Origin of the sequence: Limosilactobacillus caecicola, assembly GCF_943192935.1 — a bacterium.
Classification (GTDB): domain Bacteria; phylum Bacillota; class Bacilli; order Lactobacillales; family Lactobacillaceae; genus Limosilactobacillus; species Limosilactobacillus caecicola.
Genome location: NZ_CALPCI010000006.1, coordinates 41878 through 55353, shown reverse-complemented (window position 1 = coordinate 55353; position 13476 = coordinate 41878). Strand labels below are relative to the sequence as shown.

The 13476-nt window shown below is 49.3% G+C and carries 12 protein-coding genes; 8 read left to right on the top strand and 4 right to left on the bottom strand.

Annotation, left to right across the window (positions count from 1 at the left end; all coding sequences use genetic code 11):
- Positions 1 to 11: 11 nt before the first annotated feature.
- Positions 12 to 1178, top strand: a complete 1167-nt coding sequence (locus tag NFR43_RS07935; protein WP_251548155.1) for a cation:proton antiporter — start codon at positions 12 to 14, stop codon at positions 1176 to 1178.
- A 1-nt stretch (position 1179) separates the two neighbouring features.
- Entirely contained in the window at positions 1180 to 2049 is an 870-nt protein-coding gene (locus NFR43_RS07930) for an alpha/beta hydrolase (RefSeq protein ID WP_251548153.1), read from the top strand.
- 320 nt (positions 2050 to 2369) lie between these two features.
- Here the strand turns inward: NFR43_RS07930 and asd are convergent, their stop codons facing one another.
- The 4 genes from asd to helD all read right to left on the bottom strand — a co-directional run bounded on the left by asd (position 2370) and on the right by helD (position 6851).
- Complete coding sequence (gene asd, locus NFR43_RS07925; protein ID WP_251548151.1) at positions 2370 to 3464, bottom strand: aspartate-semialdehyde dehydrogenase; 1095 nt, start codon at positions 3462 to 3464, stop codon at positions 2370 to 2372.
- Positions 3465 to 3544: 80 nt separating this feature from the next.
- Positions 3545 to 4108, bottom strand: coding sequence for a cadmium resistance transporter (locus tag NFR43_RS07920; RefSeq protein ID WP_251548150.1), 564 nt, complete (start codon positions 4106 to 4108; stop codon positions 3545 to 3547).
- A 101-nt stretch (positions 4109 to 4209) separates the two neighbouring features.
- Positions 4210 to 4530, bottom strand: a complete 321-nt coding sequence (locus tag NFR43_RS07915) for an ArsR/SmtB family transcription factor (RefSeq protein WP_251548148.1) — start codon at positions 4528 to 4530, stop codon at positions 4210 to 4212.
- Positions 4527 to 6851: an RNA polymerase recycling motor HelD gene (helD, locus tag NFR43_RS07910; protein WP_407658150.1), complete on the bottom strand. Its 2325-nt coding sequence runs from the start codon at positions 6849 to 6851 to the stop codon at positions 4527 to 4529. The genes NFR43_RS07915 and helD overlap by 4 nt, the downstream gene beginning before the upstream one ends.
- 178 nt (positions 6852 to 7029) lie before the next feature.
- Here helD and NFR43_RS07905 point away from each other — a divergent pair, with 178 nt between their 5' ends.
- The 6 genes from NFR43_RS07905 (at position 7030) to NFR43_RS07880 (ending at position 13457) form a co-directional block, all read left to right on the top strand.
- Complete coding sequence (locus NFR43_RS07905) at positions 7030 to 7974, top strand: Ppx/GppA family phosphatase (RefSeq protein ID WP_251548146.1); 945 nt, start codon at positions 7030 to 7032, stop codon at positions 7972 to 7974.
- A complete protein-coding gene (locus tag NFR43_RS07900; protein ID WP_251548144.1) occupies positions 7967 to 9238 on the top strand; it encodes a hydroxymethylglutaryl-CoA reductase, degradative in 1272 nt (423 codons plus the stop codon). The genes NFR43_RS07905 and NFR43_RS07900 overlap by 8 nt, the downstream gene beginning before the upstream one ends.
- Positions 9219 to 10193 (top strand): IpaB/EvcA family protein, encoded by a 975-nt coding sequence (locus NFR43_RS07895; protein ID WP_251548142.1) that lies wholly within the window; start codon positions 9219 to 9221, stop codon positions 10191 to 10193. Before NFR43_RS07900 ends, NFR43_RS07895 begins: the two co-directional genes overlap by 20 nt.
- Before the next feature lie 4 nt (positions 10194 to 10197).
- On the top strand, positions 10198 to 10896 hold the full coding sequence (locus NFR43_RS07890) for an NAD-dependent protein deacylase (RefSeq protein ID WP_251548140.1): 699 nt from the start codon (positions 10198 to 10200) through the stop codon (positions 10894 to 10896).
- Between the two features lie 87 nt (positions 10897 to 10983).
- Positions 10984 to 12174 (top strand): MFS transporter, encoded by a 1191-nt coding sequence (locus NFR43_RS07885; RefSeq protein ID WP_251548138.1) that lies wholly within the window; start codon positions 10984 to 10986, stop codon positions 12172 to 12174.
- Between the two features lie 431 nt (positions 12175 to 12605).
- Positions 12606 to 13457, top strand: coding sequence for a DUF72 domain-containing protein (locus tag NFR43_RS07880; protein ID WP_251548136.1), 852 nt, complete (start codon positions 12606 to 12608; stop codon positions 13455 to 13457).
- Positions 13458 to 13476 lie beyond the last annotated feature (19 nt).

Genomic DNA, 13476 nt, shown 5'->3' with positions numbered 1-13476 from the left:
AGAAAAAGAGAATGACATTTATTGCAACACTGGCCATAATTTTATTAGTCACCCAGATTGTCTCACACTTTAGTATGCGGATTGGAATTCCAGACGTGATCGGCCAAATTATCGTCGGCATTGTGATGGGACCAGCGGTTTTCGGCTGGATTCATCAAACTCATATGATTACCGAATTTCAAGAAATCGGGGTCATTATCCTGATGTTTATTGCCGGTCTCGAAAGCGATCTGGGACTGCTGAAAAAGTATTTAAAGCCCGCGGTCGTGGTGGCCCTCATGGGCATGGTTTTACCAATTGTGGTCATGGGAGTGGCTTCGGACCTGTATGGCATGCAGTGGTTTGAATCGCTCTTTATTGGGGTGGTTTTTTCTGCGACCTCTGTCAGCATTTCCGTAGCGGTTTTGCGGGATTACAACCAGTTGGGTAGTAAGGAAGGTGCAACGATTCTGGGGGCCGCCGTAGCCGATGACATTGGTGGCGTGTTCCTATTAAGTATTTTGATTAGCATGATGAATAATGGTCAGTCGGGGAAGCAAATGAGCCTGCCATTGGTGATCTTGCTCCAAGTGATCTTCTTTGGTGGGACCTATTTACTGGTTCGCTGGCTAGCCCCATATTTAATGGAAATCAGTTCGGACCTGCTGACGACGGCGGCACCGAGTGTGATCGCAATGATCCTCTGTCTAGGGATGGCAGCACTAGCAGACGCCGTCCAACTCAGTGGCGCCGTGGGATCCTTCTTTGCGGGAATTGCTGTCGCAAATACCAAGAAAAAAGAACTCGTCAACAAGAGTTTCGTCCCGATCGGTTACGCGATGTTCATTCCAATTTTCTTTGTCAACGTAGGGTTGAGTATGCGCTTTGATCACTTTATGGATTCCCTCTGGTTCATTATCATGATGACTGTGTTGGCTTGCCTGACCAAGTTGATTGGTTGTGGCGGAGGCGCCAAACTAACCGGCTTCAACCTCGATAGTAGTTACATCATTGGGAGCGGAATGATTGCCCGGGGCGAAATGTCGCTGATCACGGCGCAAATCGGTTTCCAAGCCCACTTGCTTTCCGAAAAATATTACTCGGATATCATTACGGTGATTGTATTAGCGACCATCTTGGCACCGTTCATCCTGAAACATTCACTTCACCGCATGCACGGAGCACAGGAGGCGGAATAAGATGAAAAAATTCTGGCGCTGGTTATTAATCATCATCGTCGTGGCCGGACTCGGTGTGGCCTATTATACTGGTCATTTGTTTGCTCAAACGGTGAATTATCAACCAGAGCACAATCGTCCGACAATCGGGACACCGACCTTCTTTTTCCATGGCTATGGTAGTAGCTACCACGCCGAGGAGTACATGGTCAACGGTGCCGTGAAGGAAGGGATCACCACCAAAAAGGCGATAATTCGTGCGAATGTGCGGCCAAGTGGGAGTGTCAAACTGACGGGAACTATTCGAGCAAACAGTCAAAACCCAATTGTTGAAGTCAACTTTGATAATCCGCGTAACCCGAATTACAAAACTGATGGTCAATGGGTACGGAACGTGATTGTCACGTTACAAAATCACTACAAATTTAACAAAGTGAACTTAGTTGGCCACTCGATGGGGAATTTAGCAATTATGTACTACCTCCGTCAGTACAGTAGTAATCACCAGTTGCCAACACTGAATAAGCAGGTCGCAATTGCCGGACACTTTAATGGTTTGGTGATGAGTGATACGAATAAGAACCATGACCGGGTCGCTAAAAATGGCAAACCATTAAACAATGTCACGAAACAGTATCGCTACCTGGAAAAATTGCGCCAAACCTATCCGCAATCGGCAGAGGTGTTAAATATTTATGGTGATAAAGGACAGGGGACCGATGGTGACTTGACTGTGCAATCGGCGCAATCTTTGAAATATTTAGTCAGCCCACGCGCCAAGTCATACCAAGAGCAAAAGCTGACCGGTAAACAGGCGTCCCATAGCCGATTGCATGAGAATGCAGATGTGAATGCCCTGCTCTATAATTTTCTTTGGGGGCAATCAGTTTAGAAATTGGACTGGGACACTAGATGACTCCAGCCTTAGAAAGCTAAGAAAAAAGTTGCTGGGGAATGTTCACTATCCGCGACATATCAGGATTCCTGACGTATAAAGTGATAAATTGTTCGTAACCGTTATATTGCTTATCAATTTGTATGATCTAATCGGTTTTGGACTTACATCAACCCAAAATTGGCAAAAGGTCTGATCTTTGAGTGGACTTTTTTGAGATAGGTACATGATTAATAATTTAAACACGAAAGGCTCACGTTATTAGCGTGAGCCTTTCGTGTTTAGTAGAATCAAAAAATTAGGCAGTTAACTGAAATTTACTTTGGTTGAATGTAACCTTGGGCCTTGAGCAATTCGGCAAATTCGATCGCACCACCCGCGGCACCACGGGCCGTATTGTGGGAAAGGCCAATAAACTTCCAGTCAAATAATTTATCGGGACGCAGGCGCCCAATTGAGATGCCCATGCCGTGTTCGAAGTTCACATCGTAACGAACTTGTGGCCGGAAATCATCTTGCAGGTATTGAATAAACTGCTTTGGTGCACTTGGTAATTCTAGTTCTTGTGGCACACCACTGTAGTCTTCCAAGGCTTCAATCAGGTCATCCTTAGACGGATTTTGCTTGAAGTTGACGAAGGCCGCTACGGTGTGGCCGTACAATACCGGTACCCGGAGACACTGACTCGTGATCACAGGACCGTTTGCCTTGACAATTTCCTTTTTATCAGCGTCAACGTGGCCGAAAATCTTGAGTGGTTCGTCTTCGGACTTGGCTTCTTCACCAGGAATGTACGGAATCACATTGCCCACAATTTCTGGTGCTGTTTCCAAAGTCTTCCCGGCTCCGGAGATCGCTTGGTAGGTGGTTGCCAAGACTTGGGTTGGTTCAAACTTTTGCCAAGCGGCCAGTGCAGGGGTGTAACTTTGGATTGAACAGTTGGGCTTGACCGCAACAAACCCGCGTTTAGTTCCTAACCGTTGCCGTTGATACTTGATGATGTCCGTGTGGTCCGGATTGATTTCCGGAACGACCATTGGAACATCTGGTGTCCACCGGTGGGCACTGTTGTTGGAAACCACCGGAGTTTCGTGCTTGGCATATTCTTCTTCGAGTTGGCGGATTTCATCCTTTGACATGTGGACAGCAGAGAAGACAAAGTCAACTTGGGAAGCAACTTTGTCGACGTCTTCGGCATCCAAGATCGTCAAGTTCTTGACGTTTTCTGGAACCGGTGTGTCACCCATCTTCCAGCGGTCTTTAACGGCTTCACCGTACTTTTGACCAGCACTGTGTTTACTTGCGGCCACCACGGTCACTTCAAACCAGGGGTGATCAGCGAGCAGGGTCACGAAGCGTTGGCCAACCATGCCGGTGGCACCAATTACGCCGACTTTTAACTTTTGCGTCATATCCACAACCTCCAATAGCAAATCGTTCTCATTGAAATTTAATCATAAACCGGTTCCATCCAGAATACAAGCAGATTTGACTAAATTAGACTAATTAAATGGTGCACAAGGCCGCTATCGAAGAAGACGTAGATCCCAATTCCGATGTAGCAGAGTTTCATGAGGGGTTCGCCCCACCGATTCAGCACGTGCTGAACCGGGGTGAGTTGACCAAACCGGGCGATTAAGAGCACCAGGAAAATCGTCAGGACACCGATATAAGCGAGAATCAAACCGAAATTGGCCCAAGTTTGGGTTGCTAAAACGGGCAGAAAGAGGGACAGGTTGCACCCGGCGCAGACTGAGAGATAGGTAATTAAGACCGTCAACACTGGCGAGTGCTGATGATTCGTAGTGGGGTCCTCATCATTATCGCTGAGGGCGGCCCAAATTGGGATCACACCGAGGACTCCTAAGAGCCATTCTGGTAAAAATTTGAGCAGGATTTGGCCGGCCAAAAAGGCGGCGGTGATTAAGATGGCGAGGCCCAGGAGGTAGCCACTAATCACTTGGCGAGTGGTAAACCGTTGACATAAAAATAGCAGAATCACGAAAAAATCCAGGTTGACGGCGAGAAAGGTTGTAGTAATCAGTATCCAATTCATATTGAAGAGTCCTTTCCAAAATTCATATAACATATTCAATATATGACATATGTATTAAAAAAACAACCCCGGAAATACGAAAGTAATTCCCAGGGCTTCTGCTAGATTTGGTGGTTCCAGTGATCACGATGGTGGATCGTATGCTGGACGTGGGCAAACATGTCATTGAGCACCTCAATAATATGCGGGTCGTCCAGAGAATAATAGATTTGCTTGCCATCGCGACGGGCTTGCACTAGTTGGTACTGCCGCAACAGCGCCAGTTGGTGAGATACGGACGGCTGGGGAAGACCAAGCTGGTCACTGATTTCACTGACGTTGAGGGTTTGATTCTCTAATAAATAGAGGAGGCGAATTCGTTTTTCGTTGCTTAAAAGCTTAAAAATGCGTTCTGCAAATTCGATTTCTTGTTGATCAATCATGATTGCTCCTGTTCTTTTGGTCGCCGGTTAATCACGAGCTGTTGCGTGGCCAGGTCAGTAAACGCGTCCGCCACGGGGCCGTTGCTGATCATCGTCAATTCATGCATTGCCCGGGTCGCCATCGTGTATAACAATCCGGTTGCCTCCTTGCCCAGGGCATCTTGACTGACGTCCGCGACGATCACGGAATCAAATTCGAGCCCTTTTGCCAGATAGGTTGGCAAAATCACCACCCCGGTGTGGGGGAGCTGGCTATCTTTACTAGTTAACCGGTGCAGGTCAGGAACCCGCCGATAAAGGGCGTGGTAAACCCGCTGCGCCTGCTCCTGATTCTTGGTCAAAATGGCCACTGTGGGGAATTTCTGTAACTCGTCGATGACACTTTCTCGCAGTTGGTGTGTCCATTCCTGGTCGTTGAAAGTCATGGCCAAACGCGGTTGGGAACCGTGGCGAGTGAAGGCATGGATTTGGTCACCATCCGGCAAGAGAGCCTTGGCAAAGTTGGTAATTTCAGTGGTGGACCGGTAACTTTGCCGGAGGGTAATGAGGCGGGGGTGTTTGGCTTGCAGGTCCTCAGCCAACTGGTTAAGCAGGTCTTCCGGTAATTGCAAGGGGTAAAAGAGGGCTTGTTCGCTGTCTCCCAGAATCGTAAAGCGTGCTTGCGGGAAGGCATGGTGGAGGTAGATTAACATCGCTGTTGGGTAATCCTGCATTTCGTCAATAAAGACGTATTGGAAATCGCGGTTTTCACCACTTCCAGTGATCAGGTCCCGGAGGTACATCAATGGTGCCGTATGCATGAAGTGGAGCTGGTGGAATTCAAGGTCCCGTTGGTAACCATGTAGGACCGCTTCTTGAGCATTACTGTCCACCGTAGTTGGCCACTGAACGGCAGTGAGAAAGGCAGTATATTGCTGATCAAAGTCCAAAAAGTAGTTGTTATAAATGGCGTCGGCCACGATCCGGAGGCGGTTATGGGCCAACCGGCGGGCCAGGTACCGAGCTTGGGCCTGTTCGTCAGCGAAGTCATCAATGGAATGCCGGCCCATCAACTGATGGATCGACTGGGTATCCAAAGCATTCAGTTCCCGTTGAACCCAGTCCTTGTTGGCTTCTTGCCGGGAACGACGTTGTAATTCACGGATCAGATGGTTTTTTGTGCGGATCAGGCGGTCAGCGATCGTCATGGCCCGTGGTTGTTGGTTAAAGATTGCCTGCACGTGGGCAGCCGAGAAAAAGACCCGGTCGCCAAAGTTAATGTTGGCGAACTGGAGTTGTTGTTGACCGGTGCGCAATTGGTCCACGTAATCCTCGACCGCTCGCATGGCCGGAGCGGATTCTAAAAATTGTTGGGCCGCGGTGGGTTGGTCATCCTGATTTTCGTAACGGTCAAAAATCGTTTCGACATTTAACCCTTCAAACCGGCGGCGCAAGAAGCCAGCCAGGGTCACCTGGCGCATGTTCCGTTCCCCTAAACTCGGCAGCACTTCCGAAATGTACTGGCTAAATAATTGGTTTGGTGAAAACAGGACGATTTGGTCCGCGTTTAAGGATTCCTTAGCATGGTAGAGCAGGTAGGCGATCCGCTGCAGGATGGTCGACGTCTTGCCGCTCCCCGCGACCCCTTGGACTACCAGGAGGTCACTGCTGGTGTTGCGGATAATGTCATTTTGTTCCTGTTGGATGGTCGCAACAATGTTTTGCATTGCCTGGTCATTTTGCCGACCGAGCGCCGCTTGCAGCATTTCGTCACCGACCCGTTCGTTGGTATCAAACATGTTGGTGATTTTTCCATCGACAATCGTGAACTGCCGTTTTTGAACCAATTCGACGGTTCGCGGCTCTGCCGGGGTTTGGTAAGTGACCGGGCCGAGGGTGCCGTTGTAGTAGACACTCGAAATTGGCGCCCGCCAATCGTAGACCAAAAAGTCAGTTTTATCACTATTCATTAATGAAGCAATCCCAATGTAGAGAGTTTCGACTTCATCACTACCGCTTTCCTTAATCTGGATCCGGCCAAAGTATGGGGACTTGCGCAGTTCTTGGAGGGTGGCCAACTGGTGGTTTAAAATATCTTCATTTTCCGTGGCCCGGGCAACTAATTGCCGTTGCTGCTCCAGTGCAGAACGTGATTCTGCGATGTCGTCAACTTCGTAGCGGTTGATCGAGGCGTTTTCCCCGTAGTTTTGTTCGACCGCCCGGGTTTCTTGGTGGGCTTCAGCAAGGGCTTGCTGAGCCTGGGCAATTTGCTGGTCAATGGCGTGGATGACCCGGTCAACCCGGGCCTGTTCCGCGACTTTTTCGTGGCTTGCCACCATCATCATTCCTCCATTTATTCTGAAATCTTATCATTAATTTTAGCACGTCTAGAAAACGTCCGTTCGTCCGCCAAAAAATTTTTCAAATTGACGAACTTTCCTAATGTTAGTAAAGAAATATCATGTTACCATTAAAAGGGTATAATTTCGAACAAAAATTAAAAAAAGAAGGTGATGGGTCGTGGAAAACCTTGCGATTGTGGACCTGGGTTCCAACTCAGCGCGCCTTGCGATTACGCAGATTAATCCCAACGGCACTTTCCATGAGATTAAGCGCGTCAAAGAAAATACACGACTCTCGGAAGGGATGGGCCCCGAGAAAATATTACAGCCCAAGGCCATCAACCACACGATCGCTGCTTTAAAGCGTTTCAAAAAAGTTTACCAGCGCTACCCGAATATCCAGGTGACCGCGATTACGACGGCCGCCGTTCGGCAGGCCAAGAACCAACAGGAATTTTTACAACGGGTCAAGCAGGAAACGGGGATTCAGCTCCGCGTGTTGTCTGGCCGGCAGGAGGCCTACTATGACTATTTGGGGGTCGTCCGTTCATTGAAGATGGACCACTGCTTAATCCTGGATGTTGGTGGGGCCAGTTGCGAACTTGTTTTGGTGCAACACCGCAAAGCCCGTGACATGATTTCCTTGCCCTTTGGCGCAGTCAACCTCTCTGAGCAATTCCGCCTGGGCGGCTTTGTCCGGGCGGCGGACCTCTTCCGGGCACAAACGATGATCACCCAACGTTATAATAAGGTCCCGTGGCTCCGGTTTGCAAACCGGGTGCCAATTGTGCTCTTGGGTGGAGCTAACCGGACGCTGGCCCGGATGAGCAAGACCCACCGCCATTCCCGTTATCATGGTATTCATGGTTACCGGTTAACGTCCCGGGTTGTCTACGCGACCTACCGCGAACTGCTCAATAAAAATTTGGCGCAACGGAATAAAATGCCGGGCCTCGAGAGTGACCGCGCAGATATCATTGTCGGTGGCATGTTACCGCTGGTTTGTTTGCTACAGCGGAATAGTGATGGCCGGGTGATTTTCTCCGAAAGCGGGGTTCGCGAAGGGATTATCACTGAATATATCAACCGTCACCATTCGCAAACGGGGGAAGAAAATGAGTGATTGGACACGTGACTTGTACAAGCGGTCCCTTGCTGAGCGGCAACGCTTGGTAGCCCAACACCAAGGACTGTCGAAGAGACAACAGGACTATTTGGTACAACATTGTTCCGAACGGCACAATGAAGTCATTGAAAACTATCTGATGGACTACGCGGTTCCGGAGGGGGTTGTGGTGGACCTTTTAGTGAACGACCGGCGTTACGTGGTGCCGATGGTCACCGAGGAACCATCGGTGGTTGCCGCGGCATGTAACGGTGCCAAACGGGTTGCCCAGAGTGGTGGCTTTGTCGCTCCTGAACAAGAGCGGTTGGTCACCGGTCAGGTGTTCATTCAGGACGTTAGTGACCCCCAAAAGTTTCGGGAGTGGTGTCGGCTGAATGAAGCAGGTCTACTTGAAGTGGCCAATCAGGCCCACCCGTCGATGCAAAGGCGCGGCGCCGGCGCCAAGGATGTGCAAGTGCGCCAGGTTGGTGAGTTCATGAGCCTGGACCTGTTGATTGATGTCGACCAGGCGATGGGGGCCAATAGCGTCAATACGATGGCGGAGGCGGTTGGGCGTTACTGCCAGCAACATGGCTGGCACGTTTTGACCGCCATTTTGAGTAATTACGCGCTCGACGCCGTCCAAATGGTTGAATGTACCGTCACCAACGAGGTCCTGGCCACGAAGACAATGGCTGGTCGGCAAGTGGCGGAACGAATTGCGGCCTTAAGCAAGCTCGCCCAGGTTGATCCTTACCGGGCGGTGACCCATAACAAAGGGATTATGAATGGCATTGACGCGGCGGTGTTGGCAAGCGGCAACGATTGGCGCGCGGTTGAAGCTGGTGCCCATGCCTACGCTGCTCGTGACGGGCAGTACCGGGGACTTAGCCAATGGCACACCGTTCCTGGTGGCTTGCGCGGAACCCTGGCCTTACCACTGACCGTTGGAGTCGTTGGTGGGTCGATTAAATTGACTGACCAATCCCAAATTAATTACCAAATCAGTCAAATCCAAACCGCCCAAGAATTAAGTGCGGTAGTTGCGAGCGTCGGCTTAGCCCAAAATCTGGCGGCTTTGCGGGCTTTAGCAACCAACGGCATTCAAGCCGGCCATATGCAAATGCAGTACCGATCCCTCGCCATGAGCGTAGGGGCGACCGCACAGGAGATCGCCCCACTGGTCCAACGCCTCCAAAAAGCGTCACGGGTGGATACCAACGTGGCCAAGGATCTATTAACGCAGCTACGAAAGGAAGAGAATGATGCCAGAGAAATTTAAATTAAACCAAGCGGCCCAAAGCCTCTTGGATGCAGTTAACGAACTGTATCCGGAAGGCAATGTCTTTGTGCAATTTGATGAGGATAAGGAACCGGTGGGCTATGTTCGCCACGACCAGGCCCGGCAAACAAATTTGCCAGGTGGTCTCGTGATCACGGTCACTGACATGACGGCGCCAAACTACACGGCGTCGCATGAGCTGCTTCACTTGTTAATGCTCCTTCGTGGTTTTCCACAGATTTTTTTCCAATTGTCGTTAGGTGACGAACAGCTTGACGAACAAATGATGATCATGTCCACGGACCTGTATGACGTTGCGATGCACCGGGTAGTAGTGGCGGAACAACGCAAGCACAACTTAATTGACGACCAAATTGAAGCCGAATACTTGAAAGGTATTCAGGCGACGATTACCAAAGAAACCGCTGGTGGGGAGGACGATGAACGAACCCTCCGGTTGTTAACTTTACTCGACGCGATTGTCTTTTATGGGGGCCACTTGGATAAGGTGCGCGACCAACTGGAGCAAGATTACCCACTGGCCTTTGCAGCAGCCCTCAAAATGTATGACCAAATTGCGGAGCGGCGGATTGATTCCCCGTTTGAAATGCGGCGGCAAATCGTTAAATTATACCGGCTGTTTGATGAACAATTATTAGATTGGGGATTGCCAGCACTGCACAACAATGAATTCACGACGGTCTCCCCAGTGCTGAGTGCCCGCCAACTCCGTTTGAAGGTTCGCCAAGTCTTTGAAATTTTCCATTCTGACATGAAGGACCGGCGCGGTCACGATGATATTTACATCGGTTTACGGCGGAATGACCACCAAAATTCCTTTACATTGCGGGGTCCAAGTGGCAAAAATCGGTCCCAGAAGTTTGTGGAAATGTATGATGAACCCGTTGAAAAACTGCTGGAAGATTTAAACGTGCCATACATTGTAAGGAAGTGATCAAATGGCAGTTGCAGAACAGGAATTATTTGATCAGGCCAATCACATCGTCTTTCTGACGGGAGCCGGGGTCTCAACCGCTTCGGGGATTCCAGATTTCCGGTCCGCTAACGGTCTGTATACCCAGAACCAGAATGCGGAGTATTATCTTAGTCACCGCTACTTTGTGGCCGATCCGGAAGGCTTTTACGAATACTGCAAGAATAACTTGTACTTTCCAGATGCCAAGCCGAACGTGATCCATGAAAAGCAGGCGGCGTTAACCCAACAGAACCGGGCAACTGTAATCACCCAAAATATTGACAATTTGTACGAAGAAGCGGGAACTAAGCATTTAGTCGATTTTCACGGCAACCTCTACAACGTCTACTGCGAAAAATGTCACGAAACGGTGCCAGTGGCCGACTATTTAAAGAGTCGCATTCATGAAAAGGACGGGGGCAACCTCCGGCCAGACATCGTTTTATATGACGAAGGGATTTCTCAAGACGCGATTTCCCAATCATTAAACGCGATGGCTAATGCGGACTTGATTGTGATCGTCGGGACGTCCATGAAGGTTTACCCATTTGCTGGCTTATTGCAGTATGCTAATCCGGCAGCCCCGATCTTGGCAATCAACCAGCAGCAATTAGCTTTACCGGTTGATTTCAAGATGATTCAAGCGGATGCCACAAAATACTTTGCAGATTTGACTGTTTAATGGTAAAGTGAAGCTAAATAAGGGAGAGACTGAGCGTGAGTTCGGCCTCTTTTTTCGTAGAAAATGGGAGAAGGGAGGAAGAAGGAATTGAGTAAGCAAGTAAAATCAACGATTGGAATTGTCCTATTTTGTGAATTTCTGATTTGTTTAGGGATGAGTTTAATTTTTCCGGTGATGCCGTTCATCCGGAACGAATACCATTTTTCCGCCTTTGATATGGGGATGATGTCATCACTCTTTGCCCTCGTCCAGTTTATCGCTTCGCCGATTGTCGGTCGGCTGTCCGATAAAACCGGGCGGAAGCCTATGCTGGTGTGGGGGCTGGTCGTCTTTGCCCTCGCCGAATTCGTGTTTGCGGCCACCAGTAAGTTATGGCTATTTGACCTTTCACGGGCGGTCGATGGCCTTTCGGCTGCGATGTACGTTCCAACTTCGATGGCCCTCGCGGCGGATATTACGACCAAGGAACAACGGGCGAAGGTGATTGGGTGGCTCTCGGCGGCCTTTAGCGGTGGTTTAATGCTTGGTCCTGGTTTGGGCGGCCTGCTCGCGAACATTAGCTACAAGATGCCATTCTGGGTCGCCGGCGTGCTCGGAATCATTAGTGCCATCGTCGCTGCAGTGGCCTTACCAGCGGACGAAAAAGAAGCGTTTTATGAACGCTCAGAAAGTGCGGGCGAGGAATTGTCCGAGAGCAGCTGGGTGGCCATCAAAAAGATGTTGACGCCGTCATTAACGGTCCTCTTCATCATGATTTTGGTTTCCGCCTTTGGTCTCGCGGGCTTTGAAAGTATCTATAGTTTGTACGTCAACCAGGTTCACCACTTTGATTTGACGATTATTGCCGCCGTTTTGACGGTCAACGGGGTCTTATCGTTGATCCTGCAGGCCTTCTTATTTGACCGGTTGGTGATTTGGTTTGGCGAAGTCAAAATTATTCGCTGGAGTTTCTTCCTGAGCGTGCTGGGCACTTTGGTCGTGATTTACGATAGTTCACACTGGCAACTATTTGTTGCGACCCTGGTAGTGTACGAGGGCTTTGACATGCTTCGGCCCGCAATTACGACGCTGTTAACGAAGATGAGTGATAGCAACCAGGGACTGCTGAACGGGATTAATATGTCATTGACCAGTGTCGGTAATATCATCGGGCCCTTAATTTCCGGGGCCCTGTTGGATACCAATTATCAAGCGCCGTACCTGGTGGTGGCGGTGATCATGTTAATTTCCTTCTTCATTACCTTTGCGGTCAGTCACGAAATGCAAACGGCCAAATAAAAAGATCCAGGGTTGGTATTTTTACCAACCCTGGATCTTACTTTTTTACTAACCAAAGTCAATGGTTTTGCCAGCCACTTTCCAAATCCGTGGCAGACGATCCTTACGTCCAGCTTTGGTTACATGTTGAGTGGCTTGTTGCTTATGTAAGAGGTGTTTAAACATAATTATCGTCTCCCTTCATTCAAACTTAAAATACCATGTTTAAATGCTGTTTTAAAGGGATTTGTGGTACTATGAGAAAGTGATAAAAAGGCGGTCAGCGCCGATATTCATAATCGTGTAAAAACTGACGATCACTGCGTATATTTTATGATCACTATGCATTTTCAACGTGAATATTTCATTTAATATGCATTTAGCGATTTTTAAGAAAAGTCGTAATTATGAGCAAATTGAGTGATTTTCTTATTTTTTGAGAGGGGGCTAATATGAAAACGACGATTGCATTAACCACGTGGACTGAACATCCGGCCTTGATTCATGCGCACCGCCCAGTGGCACTCCGTGAGTATGCGCAATCATTACCAGCGGTGGAAGTTGACACGTTCTTCTACGCCCTGCCCCAATTAAAAACCATTCAACAGTGGATTAACCAGGTGAGCCCAAGCTTTCAATTTATTGTGAAGGCCCACCAGTCGATGACTCGTCACCCGCGGTCAATAATCCCTGATGGCATGGACCTGCCGGAGATGTTTACCCGCTTTCGGCAAGTGCTCCAACCAATGATTGCCACTGACCAATTAAAGACGGTCCTGTTCCAGTTTCCACCCCAGTTTACGGCGGAGGTGAAAAATATCGAGTACTTAATGAAGGTGCGTGAATTAATGGGTGACTTGCCCGTTGCCATTGAACTCCGTAACCAGAGTTGGTACCGGCCGGGCGTTGTCCAATCATTGGTTGGCTACTGTCGAGACCTGCATTTGACGTTGGTGGCGGCGGATGAACCCCACCAAATTCAAGCAACGGTGCCATTTTACCTGGCCACGACCACGCCCGGGTTGGCGTTAATTCGCTTGCACGGTCGCAATGCACAAGGCTGGTATCACCCGGGACGGGAATGGCGCAAACAGCGGACCCGTTACCGCTATTCCACGGCTGAGCTCCAGGAACTCGTGCAACAAATTCATCAACTGCAGCCCCAGCCGCGCGAACTGTGCGTGATTTTTAACAATAATTCGGCAGGGGACGCCGCCCCGAATGCGCTCATGCTCAAGAAAATGCTGAATTTACACTTTACTGGGCTCGTCCCCCATGATCCAGAACAATTAGACCTGTTCTAATTTGAAATTAATAATTCGC